The following is a 19,854-nucleotide window of genomic DNA, read 5'->3' as shown; positions in this document are numbered from 1 at the left end:
ACTCGCGCCGCGGCCTTTTTCCGCAGGCCAGGGCCCAGCGGTGCCGGGTCCGCCGCTGATGCCGCGGCTTCTCCAATCAAGTGCGTTGGGTCTCGACCCGAGCATGGAGCCTGGGTTCGTACCTGTGGATCAAGGCTCTTCAGGCGGCCGCTGAGTGTGCGTCGCCGGAGGGAGCTTCGTCGGCGGCACCGTCACCGTGCCCCAGGGCGACTCAACGGGTGCGGGGGGCAGTACGTGCCCCGGATCTTTGGGCTGCGGGCACATGGAGGCCGCCGGCGGCCCGGACATAGCGTTCGGACATCGACACCAGAGCTGATTGAGCAGGACAGGAGGCACCTCTTGCTCGCAGACCAGGCGGCGGAACACGCCCTGCACGAACGGGTCGTACAGCGACAGGGCGAGTGGGCGCGCGAGTCCCGCGGACTCGTGGACCCTCCGCTTCCGAGCGACATGTTGCAACCGTGGGAGATCTGGGACAGGGACCTCTTCGATCTCGAGATGATCCGCGTCTTCGGACGGTCGTGGGTGTGGCTCGGCGACACCGAGGACCTGGAGAAGCCCGGCGACTACATCACCGGCCGCATCGGCGCCCAGCCGGTCGTGGTGATCCGTCAGCAGGACGGCTCGGTCAAGGGCTTCCTCAACAACTGCCGGCACCGCGCGGCCGGACTGGCCTTCGAACCGGCCGGGCACTGCAACGCGCTGGCCTGCCCATATCACGCGTGGACGTACGCGATCGACGGCAAGCTCCTGAGCATCCCCGATATGGATCGCATGTACGGCCCGGACTTCCCGAAGGAGGAGTACGGCCTGGTCCCGATCCGGATCAAGGTCGCCTTCGGCAAGCTGGTCTTCGGCTGCCTGTCGCGCAGGGCGCCGGCCTTCGACGAGTGGATCGCGCCGCTGCTTCCCCGCTACGAACAGTACAAGATCCACACCTACCGGCGATACCACCGGGAGCTCGATGACGTCTATCCGATCAACTGGAAGGCCTTCGTCGAGAACTCCAACGACGACTACCACGTCCGGTTCGTGCATCGGCGGCTGAACAAGGTACGGAAGCAGATGGACACGATCGTGCGTTTCGAGGGCCGCACGACCAGCGGGTACAAGCCCCATTCCGACAGCTTCGACATGTCGGCCGGCCGTACCGACCTGAACGACAGGGACCTGCGCGGCAGCTACGCCGAGTTCATCTACCCGAACCTCACGCCGCTGCCGTACGCGTCTCAGCTGATCATGGTCAGGGTCGACCCGCTCGCGCCGGATCGCTCACGGATCTTCTCCCGGATCTACGGGCTCACCGACGACATCGAGCTGCAGAACCGGGAGCTGGACGGTCTCGCGCAGACCAACAAGGAGGACACCGACATGGTGACCCAGCTCATGGAGAATCTGCGCTCGCCCTTCTACCGAGTGGGTCCGCCCAGCGCCTGGGAGGGGAGGGCCCAGCACATGATGCGGATGATTCGGCAGGACGTCGCGACCCCGCTGGACCCCGACGAGTTCGACGGACCCGTGGACAAGGACTGAAGGAGGCACGACATGCTCGGCAAGACGCTCACCGAGGCGCGCTGGACGCACATCGCACTGCCCAGCTGCGACCTGGACAAGGCGATCGAGTTCTACACCACCATGACCCCGCTGGTGGTGGCCGCCAGGCACAAGGACAAGGACGGGCGCACCGCCTGGCTCTCCAATGACAAGCAGGTGGAGACGCCGTTCGTGCTCGTGCTAGTGGAATTCATCAAGGACAAGGGCAAGCAGCAGCCGCAGCTCACGCCCTTCGCACACCTCGGCATGGAGGTGCCGAACCGCGAGGACGTCGACCGGATCGCGGCCGAGGCCCGCGAGATGGGCTGTCTGCACTGGGAGCCCATGGACATGCCCGACCCTGTCGGCTACATCTGCGCGCTGAAGGACCCCGACGGCAACGTCGTGGAGATCTCGCACAACCAGAAGGTCTTCGAAGAGATCCGCACGCTATGGGGCGAATGACCCGGCAGGTGGTTGAGCGCTACATCCAGGCGCTCAACCACCACGACCCCGATGCGATCGCGGCCTGCGTCACCCCCGACTTTCACAACGAGCACACCTCGGTGGCCGGGACCAGCCTGCGCGGCAGAGATGCCTACCGTGAGCGGCTGCCGACCTTCCTCGGACAGTTCACGGACCTCCGGTACGAGATCGAGGACCTGATCGTGGACGGGTGGCGGGCGGCCGTGCCGTACCGGATGAGCTTCCACCACGACGGTCGGCCCGTGGTGATCCGCGGGATGTTCCGGTTCACGGTCGCCGACGGCCTGATCGCCCATCGGGTCGACTACTGGGACGGCGCGGACTTCGCACGTCAGACCTCCTGAGCGCGCCGGCTCTCCCGAGCGCGCCCCTCCTGAGAAAGGAAATCCAGCCTTGCTCAACGCCTCCGCCATCGGGGCGGGCAAGCTCCGCCGCATGCGCCGCATGTTCGGCGCCGACGGCCGCAGCGTCTTCGTCGCGATCGACCACGCGGCGTACATGGGAGAGGGCCCGCCGCTCGGCGAGCCCCTGCACGAGATCGCGGCCGGACGGCCCGACGGCGTGCTGGCCACCTGGCACCTCGCCCGCGCCCACGCCAGTGTCTTCGCCCAGTCGGGGCTCGTGCTCCGGGTGGACGGCGGCTCCTCCGAACTCGGCGAGCGCGGGGCGGGCGATTCCAACCAGATCCTGCACCGCCCCGAGGAGGCATTGAAGGCCGGTGCCGACTGCCTGGTCGTGCTCGCGTTCCCCGGCGCGCCCGACGAGGATCTGTCGCTGACCCGGCTCGCCCGTCTCTGCTCGGAGGCCGAGATGCTCGGCCTGCCGGTCATGGCCGAGATGATCCCCGGCGGCTGGGGCCAGGCCGTCCCGTGGACGGTCGAGAACGTCGCCCGGGCCGCGCGCATCGGCGCAGAGCTGGGCGCGGATATCGTCAAGACCGTCTGCCCCGGACCGACCGAGGAGTTCGCGGCCGTCGTGGCGGCCTGCCCGGTCCCGGTCGTGGCGCTCGGCGGCCCGAAGATGAAGACCGAGGACGATGTCGTGGCGCTCGCCCGCGGCGTGGTCGAGGCGGGTGCGGCGGGTGTGGCCTTCGGCCGCAACGTCTGGGGATCGGAAAAGCCGCGGCAGCTGGTGGAGCGGCTGCGCGAGGCCGTGCACGGGGCTTGACGGCGATGAAGCAGGTCCAGCAGCTCGACCGGGTGATCATTCGGTTCGCGGGCGACTCAGGGGACGGGATACAGCTCACCGGCGGCCGGTTCGCTTCCGAAACCGCGCGCTTCGGCAATGACCTGGCGACGTTCCCCGACTTCCCGGCGGAGATCCGCGCCCCCGCCGGGACCCTTCCCGGCGTCTCCAGCTTCCAGCTCCACTTCGCCGACCACGACATCCTCACCCCGGGCGACGCGCCCGACGTGCTGGTGGCGTTGAACCCGGCCGCTCTCAGAGCCAACCTCACGGAACTGCCACGCGGCGCACGGATCATCGTGGACACCTTCGAGTTCACCACGCGGAACCTCGCCAAGGCCGGATACCCGGCGAATCCCCTGGAGGACGGATCGCTGGACGGCTACGCCGTACACGCACTCGATCTGACCTCGCTCACGGTGGGGGCGGTGCAGGCCTACGGGCTGTCCCGCAAGGACGCCGCACGGGCGAAGAACATGTTCGCGCTGGGCCTGCTGTCCTGGCTCTTCGGCCGGCCGGTCACCGCCACGGTCGAGTTCCTGGAACGCAAGTTCGCGAGCAGGATCGACGTGCGGGACGCCAACATCGCGGCGTTCCGGGCGGGCTGGAACTTCGGGGAGACGACCGAGGACTTCGCGGTCTCCTACCAGGTCAGGACGGCGCCGCTGCCCGCTGGCCGTTATCGCAACATTTCCGGAAATGTCGCCCTGGCGTACGGCCTGATCGCGGCGTCACGTCGAAGCGGGCTGCCGCTCTTCCTCGGCGCGTACCCGATCACCCCGGCCTCCGACATCCTCCACGAGCTGTCCAGGCACAAGAGCTTCGGCGTGCGCACCTTCCAGGCCGAGGACGAGATCGCCGGGGTCGGCGCGTCCCTCGGTGCGTCATACGGCGGCGCCCTCGGGGTCACCGTGACCTCGGGGCCGGGCGTGGCGCTGAAGGCCGAGACGATCGGCCTGGGCGTGGCCGTGGAACTGCCGCTCGTCGTCGTGGATGTGCAGCGGGCCGGGCCCTCGACCGGCATGCCGACCAAGACCGAGCAGGCGGACCTGCTGATGGCCCTGTTCGGCCGGAACGGAGAGTCACCGCTCCCGGTGGTCGCCGCGAAATCGCCGAGCGACTGCTTCGACGCGGCGCTGGAGGCGGCCAGGATCGCGCTGAAGTACCGCACGCCGGTGCTGCTGCTCTCGGACGGCTACCTGGCCAACGGCTCCGAACCCTGGCGCATCCCGCACATAAATGAGTTGCCGGATATTTCCGTCGAATTTGCGGCACCGCAAGTTGACGATTTCCTGCCGTTCTCCCGCGACCCCGACACCTTGGCCCGGCCCTGGGCGGTCCCCGGAACCCCCGGCCTCGAACACCGGATCGGCGGCATCGAGAAGGCCGACGGCACCGGGAACATCTCCTACGATCCGGACAACCACGAGCGGATGGTACGGCTGCGCCAGGCCAAGATCGACGGTATCGACGTGCCCGACCTGGCCGTGGACGACCCCGACGGCGACGCCCGGGTGCTCGTGCTCGGCTGGGGGTCGACCTACGGCCCGATCGCGGCGGCCGTGCGCAGGGTCAGGAAGGCCGGGGGCAAGGTCGCCCAGGCTCACCTGCGGCACCTCAACCCCTTCCCCGCCAACACCGGCGACGTGCTGCGGGCCTACGACCGGGTGCTGGTCCCCGAGCTCAACCTCGGCCAGCTCGCCCTGCTGCTACGGGGCCGGTACCTGGTGGACGCGATCTCCTACAACCGTGTCAGGGGCCTGCCGTTCAAGGCCGAGGAGCTGGCCACGGTCATCGAGGAGGTGATCGCGTCGTGACCCTCACGGCGAAGGATTTCAAGTCCGACCAGGAGGTGCGGTGGTGCCCCGGCTGCGGGGACTACGCGATCCTCGCCGCGGTGCAGGGCTTCCTGCCCGAGTTGGGCGTCCCCCGGGAGCGCATCGTGTTCGTCTCGGGCATCGGGTGCTCCTCCCGCTTCCCCTACTACCTGAACACCTACGGCTTCCACTCGATCCACGGCCGCGCCCCGGCGATCGCCACGGGCCTGGCGGCATCCCGCCCGGATCTGTCGGTCTGGGTGATCACCGGTGACGGCGACGGGCTCTCGATCGGCGGTAACCACCTGATCCACGCGCTGCGCCGCAACGTCAACCTGAACATCCTGCTGTTCAACAACCGGATCTACGGGCTGACCAAGGGCCAGTATTCCCCGACCTCCGAAATTGGGAAAATCACGAAATCAACGCCTATAGGGTCCATTGACCGGCCGCTCAACCCGATCTCCCTCGCCCTCGGTGCCGAGGCCACCTTCGTCGCACGCACGATCGACTCCGATCGCAGGCACCTGCAGAGCGTGTTGCGCCGGGCCGCCGCCCACCGCGGCACCTCGTTCGTGGAGATCTACCAGAACTGCCCCATCTTCAACGACGGCGCTTTCGACGAACTCAAGCGGAACGACCTGTTCCGGCACGTCGAGCCCACCGACGACCTCGCTGAGGCGTTCGCGCTCTCCCGCATGGACGACCCCACCCCGATCGGCGTCTTCCGCGACGTCGACCGGCCTTCCTATGACGAGCTCATGGCCGAGCAGCTCGGCCGGGCCGTACAGATCCACGGCGAGGGCGACCTCGCCGCCCTGCTCACCGGTCCCGACACCTGGACCATCACCGAGGGGAACGCAAGGAGTGACTGACTGGAGACTCGCCGTCGACATCGGCGGCACCTTTACCGACATCGTCCTGCTGGACGCCGATTCCGGGCGAGTGGTCGTGGAGAAGACGCTGACCACGCCCTCGGCTCCGCTCGGCGGCGTGCGGGACGGCGTGACCTCGGCGCTCGCCAAGGCCGGGATCGAGCCGAGTGACATCACCCGGCCCATCGTCCACGCGACCACACTGATCACCAACGCGCTCATCGAGGGCAAGACCGGCCGCGCGGCGCTCGTCACCACCAAGGGTTTCGGCGACACGCTGGAGATCCGCACCGAGCACCGCTACGACATGTACGACATGCAGATCGAGTTCCCGGCCTCGCCCATCCCGCGCGAGCTGGTCTTCGAGATCGACGAGCGCACGACCGCCACCGGGGAGGTACGCCTCGCGCCGGGCGAGGACGAACTCGACGTGCTGGCGCGGCGGATGAGCGGCGTCGAGGCCGTCGCGGTCTGCCTGCTCAACTCTTATGCCAATGCAGACAACGAGCGGCTGGTCGCCGAGGGCCTGGCCAAACGGCTCGGTGTGCCGGTCTGCGCCTCCTATGAGGTGAGTCCGCAGATCCGCGAGTACCCCCGGATGATCACCACGGCCTGCAACGCGGCGACCATGCCGGTGATCGGCCCCTACCTGGAGGAGCTGGAGCGCTGGCTGCGCGACAGTGGGTTCGGCGCCTCGGTGCTGATGATGCTCTCCAACGGCGGCGTGATCTCGGCGGCCGACGCGCGCAAGGTGCCGATCCGGCTGGTGGAGTCGGGCCCGGCGGCGGGCGCGCTGGCAGGGGTCTGGTACGCCCGGCGGCTCGCAGAGGAGCGGCTGTTCTGCTTCGACCTGGGCGGCACCACGGCCAAGTCCTGCCTGATCGAGGAGTACCAGCCCGAGCTGACCAACGAGTTCGAGGTCGCCCGCGTCTACCGGTTCAAGAAGGGCTCGGGCTACCCCTGCTCGGTGCCGTCGGTGGACCTGGTGGAGATCGGGGCGGGCGGCGGCAGCCTGGCCCGCATCGACGACCTCGGCCTGCTCAAGGTCGGACCCGACTCGGCCGGCGCGGACCCGGGCCCGGTGGCCTACGCCCGGGGCGGCACCACTCCCGCCACCACGGACGCCGACCTGGTCATGGGGCTGCTCGACCCGGCCTACTTCCTCGGCGGTGAGATGCCGCTCGACCTGGAGCGGGCGCGCCAGGCGTTCCAGCCGCTCGCCGACGGCATGGGAACCGGCGTCGACGAGGCCGCAGTGGGCGTCTACGAGGTCATCAACCAGAACATGGCCGCCGCGGCGCGCATGCACGCCGTCGAACGCGGCATCGACCTGCGCGGCGTCTCACTGATCGCGTTCGGCGGCGCCGGTCCCGTACACGCCTGCGGGGTCGCCGCCCTGCTGGAAGCCCCCCGGGTGATCTTCCCGGTGAACGCGAGCGTGCTGTCGGCATTCGGCACACTGGTCAGCCCGGTCCGCATCGACCTGGCCCGCAGCATGGTCCGGGTGCTGAACGCCGCCGCGGACGGGGACCGCGACGCGCTGCTCGACGAGATGCGCGACGAGGGCCGCCGCATCCTCGCCGCGGCGGGGGCCGACATCGAGAACGTGCGGTTCCGCTACGGCCTCGACGCCCGCTACGCCGGCCAGGGCAACGAGATCACCGTCTGGGTCGGCGAGGGCGACGCGTGGCCGGTCACCTCGGAGGAGACCGCCGAGCGCTTCCACCAGGCGTACGAGCGGGTGTACGGCCTGCGCATCCCGGACGTGGACGTGGAGGTCGTGACCTGGCGCGTCGCCGCCTGGTCGGACGCACCGCCGTTCGAGGTGCCCACCCTGCCGGCCGGTTCGGGCACGGCGACGCCGTACGGCACCCGCCTGGCCCGCTTCCGCCGCGGCGAACCGCCCCGTGAGGTCCCCGTCTACCGCCGGGCCTCCCTCGGCGCCGGCGACCGCTTCAGCGGCCCCGCGCTCATCGAGGAACGCGAGACCACCTCCGTCGTGCCCGACGGCTGGACCTGCGAGGTGTCCGCCGACGGCTCCATCATCGCCACCCGGGAGATCTAGTGAGGACCTTTGACGCGATCGAGCTCGAAGTGCTCTGGGGCTCGCTCGTCTCGACCGTGAACGAGCAGGCCAGGGCGCTGCAGCGGGCGGCGTTCAGCCCGATCGTGCGCGAGGCCGGGGACCTGGCCAACGCGCTGTTCGACCGGCGCGGCCGGATGGTCGCCCAGGCCGTGACCGGCACGCCCGGCCACATCAACTCCCTGGCCATCGCCGCGCGCAACATCCTCGACAGGCACCCGGTGGACTCCCTCGAACCGGGCGACGTGCTGATCACCAACGACCCGTACAAGACCGCGGGGCAACTGCTCGACGTGACCGTGCTGGTCCCGGTTTTCCGCCACGGCCGTGTGATCGCGTTCTTCGGCTCGACGATCCACCACACCGACGTCGGCGGCTACGGCATCGGGGCGGGCGCCAGGGACGTCTTCGAGGAGGGCCTGTGGATCCCGATCACGAAACTGATGGTGAGGGGTGAGCGCAACACCCCGGTGTGGGACTTCATCCTGGCCAACGTGCGCCAGCCCACGCACATGGCGGGTGACCTGCACGCGCAGATGGCCTCGGGCGAGGTCGGCGCCCAGCGGCTGCACGCGCTGCTCGACGGTTACCGACTCGACGACATCGAGGACCTCGCCGACGTGGTCATCGAGCGCTCCGAGGACGCCACCCGGCGGGCCATCAAGGCGCTGCCCGGCGGACGCTACGAGGCGACCTCGGTGCTCGACCTGGCCGACGGCTCGGAGATCACGATCCAGGTCGCGGTGACGATCGACGCCGAGCGCGGCGAGATCCTCGTGGACTACGCGGGCTCCTCGGGCGCCAGCCCGTACGGCATCAACGTGGTGAAGAACTACACCCACGCCTACACCACGTTCACGCTGCGCAGCCTGCTCAACCCGGAGATCCCCAACAACGCGGGCTCGCTCGCCCCGATCCGCGTGGAGGCCCCGGAGGGCAGCATCGTGAACGCCGTACCGCCGAGCCCGTGTACGGCACGGCACGTCGTCGGCATGTTCCTGCCGATGCCGCTGCTGCAGGCCATGTCCAAGGTGCTGCCGGACGCGGTGATGGCGGAGGGCTCGGCGGCGGTGTGGACGATGCAGGTCAGCGGGCAGCACGACGACGGCCGGCCGTTCATCACCGCGATGTTCACCTACGCGGGCGGCGTCGGGGCGCGCGCCGCCAAGCCGGGCCTGTCGGCGACCTCCTATCCCACCGGGGTCGCCGCGGTGCCGATCGAGGTCGTCGAAGGTTCGGCCCCGATCCGGTTCCTCCGCAAGGAACTGCGCCGAGACTCGGGCGGCCGGGGCCGCCACACCGGCGGGCTCGGCCAGACCATCGAGTTCACCGTGGACACCAAGGCACCCTGGACGCTCAATGCGGTGACCAGCCGCCTGGCTCGTGGCCCGCTCGGCGTCTTCGGCGGCGGGCCGGGCGCCACCGGCCGTTTCCTGGTCAACGGCGAGCCGGTCCGCACCCAGGCCCGCATCACCCTGCAGCCGGGCGACGTGGTCCGGCTCGAACTGCCGGGCGGCGGCGGGTACGGCGTGGCCGCGGAGAGCGCATCGGCATGACCGTCACGTTCGCCGCCCGCTGGCGAGACGCGGTCGCGGCCCGTCCGGGCCATCCCTTCCTGATCTGGGAAGGCCCGGACGGGTCCGTGACCCGGTGGACGTACGCCGAGTTCGACGCCCTGGCCGACCGGGTGGCGGGCGGGCTGCGGGCCCGGGGGGTGTCGTACGGCTCCCGCGTGAGCCTCGCGCTGCGCAACTCCCCGGCATTCGTCGCGATCTGGCTGGCCTGCGCCAAGCTGGGAGCGGCCATGGTCCCCTCCGACCCGTCCTCGACGGCACCCGAGCTCGCCGCCCACATGCGGCGCACGGCCGCCGTCCTGGGCGTCTGCGCGCCGGATCGCGCGGAGGTCTTCCGCGCGGCGGCCGCCCAGAGCGGGGTCTCCGTCGTGGAGGTGTCCGAGGCGGACGTGACGCTCGACGTGCTCGCCGGAGACCCGCCGCCGTGGAAGGAGCCGCCGCCCCCGGAGGCGCCGCTCGGCCTGATGTTCACCTCCGGCACGACCTCCGCACCCAAATGCGTGGTCGTCACACAGGCCAACTACGCCTTCGCCGGAGACGTCATGGCCGCCGCATCCGCCCTCCGGCCGGATGACCGCCAGCTCGTCGTGCTGCCGTTGTTCCACGCCAACGCGCAGTACTACTCGTTCGCGCCGGCCATCGCGATGGGCGCGAGCGTGACCCTGATGCACACGTTCTCGGCCAGCGGCTTCCTGGCCCAGGCGGCGCGGCACGAGGCGACCCATGCCAGCCTGTTCGCCGCGCCGATCCGGATGATCCTGGCCCGGGGCGGCACCCCGGTCGAGGGGCTCCGACTGGTCAACTGCTGGTACGCCCAGAACCTCACCGATGACCAGTACGACCAGATCTCCGCTCTACTCGGCTGCCGTCCCCGCCAGCTGTACGGCATGACCGAGACGATCCCCGCCGTTCTCACCAACCGGGCCGTCGTCCCCGTCCCGCACGCCATGGGCCGGCCCACGCTCGGCTGCGCGGTCGCGGTCGTCTCGGACACGACCGGTCTCCCCGTGGAGCCCGGCGAGATCGGTGAGATCCTCGTCGGCGGCGAGCCCGGCACGACGTTGTTCGCCGGTTACCTGGACGACCCGGCGACGACGGCCGCCTGCTTCCGGGACGGATGGTTCGTCACCGGCGACCGCGGCGGCGTGGACGCCGACGGCAATGTGTACTTCGCCGGGCGCGGCGGCGACGTGCTGAAGGTCGCCGGGGAGAACGTCTCGGTCGTCGAGATCGAGGCCGTGCTCGCCGGGCACCCCGGCGTGTTCGAAGCGGCGGTCGTGGGTGAGCCCGACCCGGTCAGGGATGAGGTGCCGGTCGCCTACGTGGTGCCCCGGGGTGATGCCCGCCTCGACGATCTCGCCGGCTGGTGCGCCGAGCGACTCGCCAAGTCCAAACGGCCGGTGCGTTTCGAGGTTGTGGAGGCGCTGCCCCGAACCTCCGTCGGCAAAATACGGAAATTTCTCTTGAAGAGGTGAGTCAGTGGTGCCCCCGCCGACCAACGCCATCGCGGACGTGCTCCAGCTACGCGGGCTGACGGGGTGGCTGAGCCCACCCCTGGTGCCGATCCACCGGGCCCCCGCCGTACAGGGCAGGGCCCGTACGGTGTGCCTGGCCGCGGGGCCCGGCCCGGACGGCCTCAAGCCGCTGCACCGGCTGCTCGACGAGGACCTGGGCGGACGCGTGATCGTGATCGCCGGGGCCGAGGCGGCGGCGGGAGCGGTGTGGGGCGAAATCCTCACGCTGGCGGCACTCGGCCGGGGCGCGGCCGGGGCCGTGGTCGAGGGCGGGGTCCGCGACGTGGAGGCCGTACGTGGCCTCGGGCTGCCGCTGTGGGCGTTGTACGAGGCGACGGCGGGCCCCGGGCCTCTGGTGCACATGGCATCCGTCGGTACGCCGCTGGAGATCGCGGGGGTGCCGGTCCGCGACGGCGACACGATCGTCATGGATCGGGACGGCGTGGCCGTGGTGACGGATCCGGAGGTGCTGGCCGACGCGTACACCTACGCCGAGGCGGAGGAGAAGGTCGTGGCCGCGCTGAGACAGGGCGCGACACTGGCCGAGGCGTACCGGCACAAGGCGGATGTCGTGGCGAGACTATGCGGAAACTGACGCTCTCGCGAGTCACACGACCTGAGAGAGTCCGCACGGGCCGCGGGCGGCCGGGGATTTCGCCGTGCGGCGCGAGCCCGCTTCCTGCTGCGGCACAGTAAGGCGGTCCGGGCGTCGTTCACCTCGCCCATCGACCCGTTCCGCGGAGCGTGATCATGAAGTGGGATCGGGGGATCGGTCACGGTGTTCACCGCCGCGGTGGTGGGCCCGCTGATGCTGCTGCTCGCGGCCTTCGCCTGGGACGGCACCGCCAAGCTGCGCGCCGGACGGGAGGCCTTCAACATCGCGGAGGAGGCGGCCCGGGCCGGAGCCGGATACGTCGACCGGTGCACCGCCTACGCCATGTGTAGCCCATGCTTACCCCGGCTCTCGAGGGCGGGAGCCGTACGACCGGGCGCGGTCGTGCAACGGGTGGTTGGGGCTGGGAGTGGGGCGGCATGCCGTTCGAAGCCGGCCGGGGCACGCTGCTGGTGGTGTTATGGCCGGTCGTAGATGCTGTGATCTCCGATGCGGCGCCATACCAGCATCGGTTCCCCTTCCTCGTTCTGCCCGAGGTGGAAGGTGGCTCGCCCGTCGGGAGACGAGAAGTGCCAGGTGATCGAGTAGATCGCGGTGTCGGACAGACGGTGGACTCGGAGCCGGGCCGGCCAGGGCGGGTCCCCGGTGAAGGCGCCGGCGCCGATCGCGGGCAGGACGTGTTCGCGAAGCGCTTTCAGGAACAGTCGCTGATGCTCGGTGGGGAGCCGGGTGAAGTCCCGGTCGAACGCAGCGGCACGGCGGAACTTCACGCCACGGCCTCGGAGTCGCCCTTACCCGTAAGGCGTTCCAGGTCGGCGAGGAACTCCGCGGCGCTGTCGGAGTCGGTGTAGCGACCCGCGGCCAGGTCGGCGTCGGCCTCCCGCTCCGCGGCCTGGTGGCCCCGGCTCCAGAACCACGCCTCGCTCGCGGGCACCGCCACGTGCGGAACGAGCACGATCTCGCCGTCCCGGATGATGACCTCGACCTGCGCACCGGCCTTGTCCAGGCCGAAGGCGCGGCGCGCCTCGGCCGGGATCGTCACCGTGCCGTTGCGGGGCTGGACTCCGACGAACCCCAGGTGCTTCTCCATGACCCCATGGTATCGAGAAGCCGTGAAACCTGGAATGCATGAAACATGCATTCATGGGGCAATCTGTCCCGGTCGGCCGTAGTTGGGCAGGGAACCCGGAGGCCCAAAACGGCCTAGGGGTAGACGATCTGCCCAGGACATGGGACGGCTGTTGCCATCTCATGTCCCTTGCGGGCCGGAAGGCCTCACGGAAACGACGGAGTACGAGACGTCCTGCCTTCCGCACGCCCCGTGGGTGGGCCCCCGGCTGCCGAAATCGTTCCGTCACAGTGGCGTGGTCACACCGCCGGTAATGCCGTACGGCCAACATCCGGCGTGATGGACGGGGACAGGCAGGGGCGGCGGCGCAGGCGGCGCGGTGCCAAACGGCGCCACGTCGTGCAGTTCTCTCTCGACGACGGCGAGTACGCCGACCTGGAGGAGACCGCCGTCCGCGAGGGGAGGGTCCTGATGCCGGTGATGCGCCACGTCACCTCATGACACGTACGTCGATCCCGATCTTCTCAGCCTCTTTCATTTTGGCGTCCGAAGTGATCAGTGGCGATTCCAACGCCTGCGATAGGACGACATAGGCCGCGTCATAGGTGGTGAAATTGTCCTTCAGGTTGAGGATGTGGCGAAGCAGGTCTGTCATCTGGTAGCGCTGGATCCGCAGCGCGGTGAAGTCCTCGGCCGCCTCGTCGAGGCGGGACTGATCGAGCTTTCCTGCCAGGCAGTGACCGCGCAGAGCGCTGATCACCTCGAAGTCCAGTAGGGCGGGCGCGTGTAGTTCTTCGTCGGCGATGAGCGCCAGAAGCGCCGGGTTGACCGGGTCGTCAACCAGCGCGTCGACCATGGCGGAGGAATCGATAATGATCACGATGCCTCGCGGATCCGCCGGATCTCTGCCACGGTGTCCTCCGCCGTGGGTCCACCGCGTCTGTCGCGGCGGGCCATTCTCTCGATCACCTCGGCGTTCGTCGGCCGGGCGGCGAGCCGGTCGAGTTCTGCTCGGAGGTATGCGGTAAGGGTCAGGCCACGCTCTGCGGCCTGCGCCTTGAGCGCGTTCACGGTGGCTTCGGACACGTCACGAACCTGAACCAACATCATGGTGGCAATAGTATGTGTTTGTATGCATTGCATGCAATCGGTATCGGGCTATCGTTGCCGGCTCGTTTGGGCGCTCGACCACGAGTCCTACTCGCACGAGGAGATCGGGACACGATGCTCGCCGGTGTGGCCCTGGTCGGCGCCCTGGCCTCCCTCGTCGCCTCGGTCGCCGACCTGCGCCAGGCCCGGCAGCAGGCGGCCCAGGCGGCCGCCGCCCGCCAGGCCGCGGACCAGTTGCTCACCCAGGTCACGGTGTCGGCAATGCCCCCGGGCCAGGCTCAGCCCGTACGGCTGCGCGGTGACCTTCCGGGGCAGTCCGACGCGAGCATCAGGGAGCCTCGGCACGGATGGTGACCGCTATGGCGCGGTGCTGGGATGAGCGGCCGGCCGTACGACGAAGGCGGCGGTGGCGACCAGCGCCGCCGCGACGACCAGGTGCCAGCGGATCAGCATGCTCGCGTCCAACTGGGGCTCCTGCCTGAGCTTGTCGGCGTCCAGCAGGATCACGGCCGGGACGTACGCCTCGAAGGCCGCGAGGATGAGGAGTGCCCCGATCGCCAGGGTGAGACGGCGCCGCATCCTGCCGGCCAGGACGCCGCTCGCCGTGGCGGCCAGGGTGACGAGAACGACCAGCAGGCCGTCACTGTCGGCCTTGCACCCCCAGAGCGCGGGATCGCTCCACAGGGAACGGGGCGCGGTGTAGGCGGTCCACCCGAATGAGGTGCCGGTCTCTCCCGGAGACATGAGGGAGAGCCGGACCGGCGCCCGCGCCGCAGCCACGACGGCCGCCGCCCACAAGTCGACCTCCTTCCCCGCCCGCGGCCGGGGCGACCGCGGCGCCGCGAGCAGCAGCATGAGGAACGCCGCCCCGTAGCCGTACTGCAGGTAGACGGTGCGGCCGGTTTCGGCGGCCTGCAGGCAGGCGTCGATTCGACGCGCCATGTGAGGGGCCAGTCGGGCGTTCCGCTCCTGGCGGGTGGACCAGGCGACGGCCGACAACTCCTCGTCGCAGGGGCGGGTGACGGCCGCCTCGGCCGGGCTCAGGACGCCGCCGTCGAACACGAAGTTGACCAGCGGGGGCTGTCCGTCGCTTTGGGCGGGGACGACGTCGACGGCCAGCAGCCTGCCCGGGCGTAGGGCCAGGCCGATTTCCTCTCTCACCTCGCGGACGGCGGCCTCCCAGGGGTATTCGCCGTGCTCGAGAGCGCCACCGGGGATCTCCCAGGTGTCGGAGCGGTAGGTGGGCCGTACCAGCAGCACCCGGCCGTCGCTGTCACGGAGCACGACGCCTGCGCCGACCAGGTGGTGCGGCAGCTTGGACATGGGGTGACGGTAACCGCCGGCCCCGGGCCATCCCCGCCGTAGCCGGCAAAGCGCGTTCCCGATCTGCCTTTCTTGCCGGACGTATCCGGGCGCCGCCCCGGTCTGCCGCGCCGCTACGTTCCGGGGCTGTCCAGAGGGAGTATCAGTACGTCCATCCAGGGCGCGTCCGGCCAGCCCGGGCGGAGGCGGGCGACCGGGCGCCAGCCCCATCGGGCGTAGGCGTCGTAGGCGGTGGTGTTGCCCGGCCGTACCAGGAGGCTGGCCCGCTTTTCGGGACGGCCGGCGAGGAGGTGGTCGTGCAGCGCGCGGGCGATGCCCCTGCCGGTCCACGCCCGCCGGACCATGATCTCGGAGAAGGCGAAGGTGCGGCTGCCGTCTTCGACGGTGAATCCCGGCTCCGGCTCGGCTTCCAGCCCGTCCCACCACCGGGTGTCCGGCATGAGGGGCCAGCCCCACGCCTGGCCGACCGGCTCGTCCCCGTCGTAGGCCATGACCAGGTCGAAGCCGTTTCGCTGGGTGTAGGCGTCGAAGCGGGTCATGAACGCCTCGTCGCCGGCGAAGGTCTCGCCGGTGGCGATGCGTTCGGCGTAGGCGTCGCGGTGGATCAGCGAGACGACGTCGCGCTGGGCGCGGGCGCCGGTGGTGTCGTAGTGCGTGAAGGCGATCGCGTCGATTCCGGCCATGGCTGCATTCTCCGGGTTCAGGCGGAGATGGGGGCGAGCATGCGTGCTGCCGCGTCGAAGCGCTCGCAGAACTCCTCATCCAGGGCTTGGGCTGCCTTTCGTACGGGGCGCAGCTCATCCAGCACCCGTACCGATGTGAGCCGCCCGCCCAGGTCGGGCAGGATGGCCGTCCCCTCCTGGATCGCGGCCTGGTGGTCGCCTGTGGCCGAGGTCGCCGAGGCGAGGCGGGCCCGGTAGTTAATGACCACCTGTGGCCTGGGCGAGTAGGGCCCGATCACGGGTGGTCGACCGTCGACGCGATAGTCCAGGCCGGTCAGTTCGGCGAAGGCCTCCGCCGGGAATCCCGGCCCTTGCTCGACCTTCCGTTTGAACTCCTGGAAGCTCTCCCGATCCTGCTCCTTCAGCTCCGGCTTAGTGATCAGCACGCAGGACGAGGGGAAGGTCAAGATGCGGTCGAGCAGTTCGGGATCGTCCAGCCATGGGACGCAGCCGAGAAGTGCGGGCCCTAAGGATCGATACTGCTCCCAGCGCCTGTCGGGGTCGGCAGCGAACTCGTCGAGGCCCTGCACCAGGCCTCTCAGGACATCGGTGCCGAAGTATTCCCTTGCCGGTCCCCAGGAAGGAGAACTCCTGATCGAAGACCGATGGGAAGCGAGGCGCACCGTCAGCATCGGCCATACCATCTCTCGCTGGGTGCTGTCAGCCCGCCCAGGTGACGTCGTAGACGTTCACGACGCCGGCGGTGTCGTCGACGTAGTAGAGCACCAGGCCCAGCCCGCCGAACACGGCCTGGCGGTAGTCCGGGTCGTCCGGGTCGGGGATGCCAGTCGACCACGGGTCGTCGCCGACCGTGATCAACGTGCGGACCAGCGCGAGGAACGCGTCCTCGGGCAGGCCGGGGACCTGGCTGGAGGCGCTGGCGTGGTAGTTGATCCGGTACTTCACGCGGTCGTGCCGCCGGTGTGCGCGGCGACGAACTTGGCCCAGCCGGGGATGACGTCGTCGGCCGGCGCGCAGTTGATGCCGTGCTTGGCCTCGGCCCGGGCTCGCTCGAAGCCGGGTTTGGCGTAGGCGATCGCCCGCAGGTGCCAGATCTTCAGGACCTCTTCCAGGTGCTTGAAGCGCCACGTCTCGTGCGCGGCGGCGACCATCGCCTCGCGGTACTCGGCCAGGAAGGTTGGCCGGTACTTGTCGGGCAGGCGGCGCAGGATGTCGTCCGGGTCGTGCCACGGCGTGGGTTCCACCGGCTGTGCCTTCACGGCCGCTCCCCTCGCAGTCCCTCGGAATCCAGTGCTGGACAGTGTATTCCAAGGCATGTGCGCCGCCGAGGGGCTTGTAGTACGTTCCGGGAACTTGGCCCCGCTCCGCAGTACACGAGATCCCGCTGGTCGGCGCGGCGCCCCCTTCGCCGCATCGGCGACCCTGGCCGTCCGCCACGGAACCACCGTGGCTCACGGATGACCGGACAGGCGCCCGCGGCGAGAAGCCGGCGGTTCTCGGCCAGGCCGTACAGCACGCTGCCTTTTGCCGCTCCTCGATTGGCCAGGTACTTCGGCCCCCGGCCTTTGGGAGAGTGGCGCGCGATGAAGCCGGCGATGTCACCCGCTTCCGTACGCAATGTCAGCACGATCCGGTCCTGGAAGGCGTCGACCAGACGGAAGTCGCGACGCCTGGCCAGGCCGGCCGCCTCGATCAGCGTGTCCTCGTATCCGCGGCCTCGCAGATGCGCGACCAGCCCTTTCCGGCCGCTCGGCGCGTACCCGATCCGCCAGGCCCTGGCGGTCGCCGCGTCGATCCCGCGGGTGCGGAGGTATGGCAGGGGCCACCCGCGGCCCAACTGCCGGGCGAAGAACTGTTCGGCCTCACGGTGAATGTCGTGGATCTTCCCCTCTGGCAGGGCCGCCCGGCTGGTCGCCGTCGGCTGCTCCCTCGTCGCGGGGGTCCGTGCGTCACTCGGCTCGGCCAGTGCACCGTGCGTCCGGCCCGGCCGTACGGCTTGCGCCGCCGACAGTTTCCCGGTGTTCGGCTTCTCGGGGGCGTTCGGTTTGGGTGGGTAAGGTGCCGGCTGTCTGCTCACCAGGTCACCCGCAGCGTGTGCACGCCGTACACAAGGCTGAAGACGCGGAAGTCCAGCTGCTCGTACGGGTCGGCCAGGGCGAGGCCGGGGAAGCGCCGCAGCAGTGCCGGGAAGGCGATGCGCATCTCCATCCGCGCCAGCGGCGCCCCGAGGCAGTGGTGCACGCCATGGCCGAAGGCGACGTGGCCGGCGACTCCCCGGGTGATGTCGAGTGTCTCGGGATCGTCGACGAAGGCGGGGTCGCGGTTGGCGGCGGGGAACGAGCAGATCACGAGCGATCCCGCGGGGATGGCATGCCCGGCGATCTCCACGTCCGTCGTGGTCGTGCGCGGCGGCAGCGACTGCACGACGGACAGCCAACGCAACAGCTCCTCGACGGCCGGCTCGACCTGCGCCGGGTCATCGCGGATCATCGCCAGCTGGTCCGGGTGCCGGAGCAGGGCCAGGGTGCCCAGGCCGAGCATGTTCGAGGTCGTCTCATGCCCGGCCAGCAGCAGAAGTCCCGCGATGCCGATCAGCTCATCGGTACTGAGGTCGTGGCCGTGCTCGCGTACCAGCATGCCCAGCATGTCCTCGCCCGGATCCGCCTGGGCGCGGGCCACCAGGCCGGCCATGTAGGCGCGGTCCTCCCGCTGCGCCGCGACGCGCTGCTCCATCGGCAAGGAGGTGTCCAGCAGGCGTACGGAACGCTCGTGGAGCTCGGCGCGGTCGGCATGCGGCACGCCCAGCAGCTCGCAGATCACCAGCGACGGCACCGGCAGCGCGAAGTGCTCCACCAGATCGGCCGGCTTGCCGTCCCGCTCCAGATCGTCCAAAGCCGTCTGGACGATCTCGGTGATCCGCGGCTCCAGCCTGCGCATCCGCCGTACCGTGAACTCCGGGGTGAGCATCCGGCGCAGCCGCGTGTGCTCGGGCGGGTCGAATCCGATCAGCTGCCCGGCCCGCATCTTGGCCAGCTCGTCGGCGTTCATCTGCCCGGATCCCGGTAACGGTGTCAGGGCACTGCTGAACCGGGCCGGATCCGCCAGCACCTGGCGAACGTCCTCATAGCGGCAGATCACGTACGCGGTCGAGCCGAACGGCGTCTTCACCCGCACCACACCCTCGCTGTCGCGAGCCCGGGCCAGTTCCTCGACCGGGTTGAGCCCGTTCCTCCGCATGTGCAGCGGCAGTTCCGGGGCCTGCGTCATCGTCTGTCCTTTCGTCCGGTGATCGTGTGGGACCGTTAGCCGCGGGTCTTGGCCAGCAGGTCGATGATCTCGGCGGTGAAGCCTCTCTCGCCGAGGAGCGGGAAGATCCGTTCCACGCTGTGGTGATGTGCCTCGGCGTCCTGATCGGTCATGGCGTCCGTCGCCAGCGTGACGCTGTAGCCGTGCTCGTAGGCGGCGCGGGCGGTGGACTCCACGCCGATGCTGGTGGCGATTCCGGCCAGCACGAGCTGTGTCACGCCGCGGCGGCGTAGCTGCAGGTCGAGGTCGGTGCCGTAGAAGGCGCTCCAGGAGCGCTTGGTCACGATGATGTCGCCGGGGTGGCCGGCCAGGTCATCGACGATGGCGTCCCAGCCCTCAGGCAGGGGGACGGCCGGGCGCGGGATCTCGGTGCGTCCCGGCGCGGCATCTGATCCGTCCGCGTCGGCCGTGAGCCGGACCAGGACGACCGGAACGTCGTGGTGGTGAAAGGCGTCAGCCAGTTCGACCGCACGGGCCACCACCTCCGAGCCGGGGTAGGGGGTGGTGGGGAGGCCGACGACGAGGTTCTGCAAATCGATGAGAACGAGTGTGGTCGTCGTGTCGATCGTGGTGACGGGCATGAGTAAGCCCCTTTCTGTGGATGTCGTCCGAAGATGCAGCCACTGAGTCCCCGAGGGTGAGGCTCGGGGTAACCCTTGTTCTCGGGGCCCCGGGTGGTGGCA

The 19,854-nt window shown here is 69.8% G+C and carries 25 protein-coding genes; 13 read left to right on the top strand and 12 right to left on the bottom strand.

Going from position 1 to position 19,854, the window contains the following annotated elements:
- Positions 1 to 339 precede the first annotated feature (339 nt).
- From ACFHYQ_RS08285 to ACFHYQ_RS08235, 11 genes are all read left to right on the top strand, one after another.
- Entirely contained in the window at positions 340 to 1,533 is a 1,194-nt protein-coding gene (locus ACFHYQ_RS08285) for an aromatic ring-hydroxylating oxygenase subunit alpha (RefSeq protein ID WP_394300505.1), read from the top strand.
- Positions 1,534 to 1,545: 12 nt separating this feature from the next.
- Positions 1,546 to 1,998 carry a VOC family protein gene (locus tag ACFHYQ_RS08280; protein WP_394300504.1) on the top strand — a complete coding sequence of 151 codons (453 nt, stop codon included), beginning with the start codon at positions 1,546 to 1,548 and terminating at the stop codon, positions 1,996 to 1,998.
- Positions 1,995 to 2,363 carry a nuclear transport factor 2 family protein gene (locus ACFHYQ_RS08275; RefSeq protein WP_394300503.1) on the top strand — a complete coding sequence of 123 codons (369 nt, stop codon included), beginning with the start codon at positions 1,995 to 1,997 and terminating at the stop codon, positions 2,361 to 2,363. Before ACFHYQ_RS08280 ends, ACFHYQ_RS08275 begins: the two co-directional genes overlap by 4 nt.
- Before the next feature lie 49 nt (positions 2,364 to 2,412).
- Positions 2,413 to 3,186: a class I fructose-bisphosphate aldolase gene (locus ACFHYQ_RS08270; protein ID WP_394300502.1), complete on the top strand. Its 774-nt coding sequence runs from the start codon at positions 2,413 to 2,415 to the stop codon at positions 3,184 to 3,186.
- 5 nt (positions 3,187 to 3,191) lie between these two features.
- Complete coding sequence (locus tag ACFHYQ_RS08265) at positions 3,192 to 5,021, top strand: 2-oxoacid:acceptor oxidoreductase subunit alpha (protein ID WP_394300501.1); 1,830 nt, start codon at positions 3,192 to 3,194, stop codon at positions 5,019 to 5,021.
- Positions 5,018 to 5,896 carry a 2-oxoacid:ferredoxin oxidoreductase subunit beta gene (locus ACFHYQ_RS08260; protein WP_394300500.1) on the top strand — a complete coding sequence of 293 codons (879 nt, stop codon included), beginning with the start codon at positions 5,018 to 5,020 and terminating at the stop codon, positions 5,894 to 5,896. Before ACFHYQ_RS08265 ends, ACFHYQ_RS08260 begins: the two co-directional genes overlap by 4 nt.
- Complete coding sequence (locus ACFHYQ_RS08255) at positions 5,889 to 7,961, top strand: hydantoinase/oxoprolinase family protein (protein ID WP_394300499.1); 2,073 nt, start codon at positions 5,889 to 5,891, stop codon at positions 7,959 to 7,961. The genes ACFHYQ_RS08260 and ACFHYQ_RS08255 overlap by 8 nt, the downstream gene beginning before the upstream one ends.
- Entirely contained in the window at positions 7,961 to 9,535 is a 1,575-nt protein-coding gene (locus ACFHYQ_RS08250; RefSeq protein ID WP_394300498.1) for a hydantoinase B/oxoprolinase family protein, read from the top strand. The genes ACFHYQ_RS08255 and ACFHYQ_RS08250 overlap by 1 nt, the downstream gene beginning before the upstream one ends.
- Positions 9,532 to 11,028, top strand: a complete 1,497-nt coding sequence (locus tag ACFHYQ_RS08245) for a class I adenylate-forming enzyme family protein (RefSeq protein WP_394300497.1) — start codon at positions 9,532 to 9,534, stop codon at positions 11,026 to 11,028. The genes ACFHYQ_RS08250 and ACFHYQ_RS08245 overlap by 4 nt, the downstream gene beginning before the upstream one ends.
- Positions 11,029 to 11,035: 7 nt before the next feature.
- On the top strand, positions 11,036 to 11,662 hold the full coding sequence (locus ACFHYQ_RS08240) for an RraA family protein (protein WP_394300496.1): 627 nt from the start codon (positions 11,036 to 11,038) through the stop codon (positions 11,660 to 11,662).
- A gap of 183 nt (positions 11,663 to 11,845) precedes the next feature.
- Positions 11,846 to 12,154: a pilus assembly protein TadG-related protein gene (locus tag ACFHYQ_RS08235; protein ID WP_394300495.1), complete on the top strand. Its 309-nt coding sequence runs from the start codon at positions 11,846 to 11,848 to the stop codon at positions 12,152 to 12,154.
- Here the strand turns inward: ACFHYQ_RS08235 and ACFHYQ_RS08230 are convergent.
- Together ACFHYQ_RS08230 and ACFHYQ_RS08225 are read right to left on the bottom strand one after the other, a co-directional pair.
- Positions 12,139 to 12,450: a hypothetical protein gene (locus tag ACFHYQ_RS08230; RefSeq protein WP_394300494.1), complete on the bottom strand. Its 312-nt coding sequence runs from the start codon at positions 12,448 to 12,450 to the stop codon at positions 12,139 to 12,141. The two genes, ACFHYQ_RS08235 and ACFHYQ_RS08230, sit on opposite strands and share 16 nt — an antisense overlap.
- Positions 12,447 to 12,770 carry an AbrB/MazE/SpoVT family DNA-binding domain-containing protein gene (locus ACFHYQ_RS08225; protein WP_394300493.1) on the bottom strand — a complete coding sequence of 108 codons (324 nt, stop codon included), beginning with the start codon at positions 12,768 to 12,770 and terminating at the stop codon, positions 12,447 to 12,449. Before ACFHYQ_RS08225 ends, ACFHYQ_RS08230 begins: the two co-directional genes overlap by 4 nt.
- 318 nt (positions 12,771 to 13,088) lie before the next feature.
- Between ACFHYQ_RS08225 and ACFHYQ_RS08220 the strand changes: the two genes are divergently transcribed.
- Positions 13,089 to 13,250: a hypothetical protein gene (locus ACFHYQ_RS08220; protein ID WP_394300492.1), complete on the top strand. Its 162-nt coding sequence runs from the start codon at positions 13,089 to 13,091 to the stop codon at positions 13,248 to 13,250.
- Here the strand turns inward: ACFHYQ_RS08220 and ACFHYQ_RS08215 are convergent.
- On the bottom strand, positions 13,240 to 13,629 hold the full coding sequence (locus ACFHYQ_RS08215; protein ID WP_394300491.1) for a type II toxin-antitoxin system VapC family toxin: 390 nt from the start codon (positions 13,627 to 13,629) through the stop codon (positions 13,240 to 13,242). The two genes, ACFHYQ_RS08220 and ACFHYQ_RS08215, sit on opposite strands and share 11 nt — an antisense overlap.
- On the bottom strand, positions 13,626 to 13,859 hold the full coding sequence (locus ACFHYQ_RS08210) for a FitA-like ribbon-helix-helix domain-containing protein (protein ID WP_394300490.1): 234 nt from the start codon (positions 13,857 to 13,859) through the stop codon (positions 13,626 to 13,628). The genes ACFHYQ_RS08215 and ACFHYQ_RS08210 overlap by 4 nt, the downstream gene beginning before the upstream one ends.
- A 114-nt stretch (positions 13,860 to 13,973) precedes the next feature.
- Between ACFHYQ_RS08210 and ACFHYQ_RS08205 the strand changes: the two genes are divergently transcribed.
- Positions 13,974 to 14,213 carry a hypothetical protein gene (locus tag ACFHYQ_RS08205; protein WP_394300489.1) on the top strand — a complete coding sequence of 80 codons (240 nt, stop codon included), beginning with the start codon at positions 13,974 to 13,976 and terminating at the stop codon, positions 14,211 to 14,213.
- 3 nt (positions 14,214 to 14,216) lie between these two features.
- Here ACFHYQ_RS08205 and ACFHYQ_RS08200 read toward each other — a convergent pair whose 3' ends face one another.
- The 8 genes from ACFHYQ_RS08200 to ACFHYQ_RS08165 all read right to left on the bottom strand — a co-directional run bounded on the left by ACFHYQ_RS08200 (position 14,217) and on the right by ACFHYQ_RS08165 (position 19,752).
- Positions 14,217 to 15,182 carry an NUDIX domain-containing protein gene (locus ACFHYQ_RS08200; RefSeq protein ID WP_394300488.1) on the bottom strand — a complete coding sequence of 322 codons (966 nt, stop codon included), beginning with the start codon at positions 15,180 to 15,182 and terminating at the stop codon, positions 14,217 to 14,219.
- Between the two features lie 113 nt (positions 15,183 to 15,295).
- Positions 15,296 to 15,865 (bottom strand): GNAT family N-acetyltransferase, encoded by a 570-nt coding sequence (locus tag ACFHYQ_RS08195; protein WP_394300487.1) that lies wholly within the window; start codon positions 15,863 to 15,865, stop codon positions 15,296 to 15,298.
- Positions 15,866 to 15,882: 17 nt separating this feature from the next.
- Complete coding sequence (locus ACFHYQ_RS08190; protein WP_394300486.1) at positions 15,883 to 16,434, bottom strand: hypothetical protein; 552 nt, start codon at positions 16,432 to 16,434, stop codon at positions 15,883 to 15,885.
- Positions 16,435 to 16,564: 130 nt separating this feature from the next.
- On the bottom strand, positions 16,565 to 16,810 hold the full coding sequence (locus tag ACFHYQ_RS08185) for a type II toxin-antitoxin system RelE family toxin (protein WP_394300485.1): 246 nt from the start codon (positions 16,808 to 16,810) through the stop codon (positions 16,565 to 16,567).
- Complete coding sequence (locus tag ACFHYQ_RS08180) at positions 16,807 to 17,124, bottom strand: DUF6247 family protein (RefSeq protein WP_394300484.1); 318 nt, start codon at positions 17,122 to 17,124, stop codon at positions 16,807 to 16,809. Before ACFHYQ_RS08180 ends, ACFHYQ_RS08185 begins: the two co-directional genes overlap by 4 nt.
- Positions 17,121 to 17,942, bottom strand: coding sequence for a hypothetical protein (locus ACFHYQ_RS08175; protein ID WP_394300483.1), 822 nt, complete (start codon positions 17,940 to 17,942; stop codon positions 17,121 to 17,123). The genes ACFHYQ_RS08180 and ACFHYQ_RS08175 overlap by 4 nt, the downstream gene beginning before the upstream one ends.
- A complete protein-coding gene (locus ACFHYQ_RS08170; protein WP_394300482.1) occupies positions 17,939 to 19,132 on the bottom strand; it encodes a cytochrome P450 in 1,194 nt (397 codons plus the stop codon). Before ACFHYQ_RS08170 ends, ACFHYQ_RS08175 begins: the two co-directional genes overlap by 4 nt.
- Positions 19,133 to 19,167: 35 nt before the next feature.
- Entirely contained in the window at positions 19,168 to 19,752 is a 585-nt protein-coding gene (locus ACFHYQ_RS08165) for an isochorismatase family protein (protein ID WP_394300481.1), read from the bottom strand.
- Between the last annotated feature and the right edge of the window lie 102 nt (positions 19,753 to 19,854).

Source organism: Sphaerimonospora cavernae (assembly GCF_042435035.1).
GTDB classification, from domain to species: domain Bacteria; phylum Actinomycetota; class Actinomycetes; order Streptosporangiales; family Streptosporangiaceae; genus Sphaerimonospora; species Sphaerimonospora cavernae.
This window is presented reverse-complemented; position numbering and strand designations above follow the sequence as displayed.

What these genes read in the sequence shown, in the direction of transcription:
- ACFHYQ_RS08205 (WP_394300489.1), top strand. Translation starts at nt 13,974, where the DNA reads ATGCTCGCCGGTGTGGCCCTGGTCGGCGCCCTGGCCTCCCTCGTCGCC.
- ACFHYQ_RS08225 (WP_394300493.1), bottom strand. Translation starts at nt 12,770, where the DNA reads ATGGAGAAGCACCTGGGGTTCGTCGGAGTCCAGCCCCGCAACGGCACG.
- ACFHYQ_RS08275 (WP_394300503.1), top strand. Translation starts at nt 1,995, where the DNA reads ATGACCCGGCAGGTGGTTGAGCGCTACATCCAGGCGCTCAACCACCAC.
- ACFHYQ_RS08265 (WP_394300501.1), top strand. Translation starts at nt 3,192, where the DNA reads ATGAAGCAGGTCCAGCAGCTCGACCGGGTGATCATTCGGTTCGCGGGC.
- ACFHYQ_RS08280 (WP_394300504.1), top strand. Translation starts at nt 1,546, where the DNA reads ATGCTCGGCAAGACGCTCACCGAGGCGCGCTGGACGCACATCGCACTG.
- ACFHYQ_RS08195 (WP_394300487.1), bottom strand. Translation starts at nt 15,865, where the DNA reads ATGGCCGGAATCGACGCGATCGCCTTCACGCACTACGACACCACCGGC.
- ACFHYQ_RS08200 (WP_394300488.1), bottom strand. Translation starts at nt 15,182, where the DNA reads ATGTCCAAGCTGCCGCACCACCTGGTCGGCGCAGGCGTCGTGCTCCGT.
- ACFHYQ_RS08210 (WP_394300490.1), bottom strand. Translation starts at nt 13,859, where the DNA reads ATGATGTTGGTTCAGGTTCGTGACGTGTCCGAAGCCACCGTGAACGCG.
- ACFHYQ_RS08170 (WP_394300482.1), bottom strand. Translation starts at nt 19,132, where the DNA reads ATGACGCAGGCCCCGGAACTGCCGCTGCACATGCGGAGGAACGGGCTC.
- ACFHYQ_RS08165 (WP_394300481.1), bottom strand. Translation starts at nt 19,752, where the DNA reads ATGCCCGTCACCACGATCGACACGACGACCACACTCGTTCTCATCGAT.
- ACFHYQ_RS08245 (WP_394300497.1), top strand. Translation starts at nt 9,532, where the DNA reads ATGACCGTCACGTTCGCCGCCCGCTGGCGAGACGCGGTCGCGGCCCGT.
- ACFHYQ_RS08220 (WP_394300492.1), top strand. Translation starts at nt 13,089, where the DNA reads ATGGACGGGGACAGGCAGGGGCGGCGGCGCAGGCGGCGCGGTGCCAAA.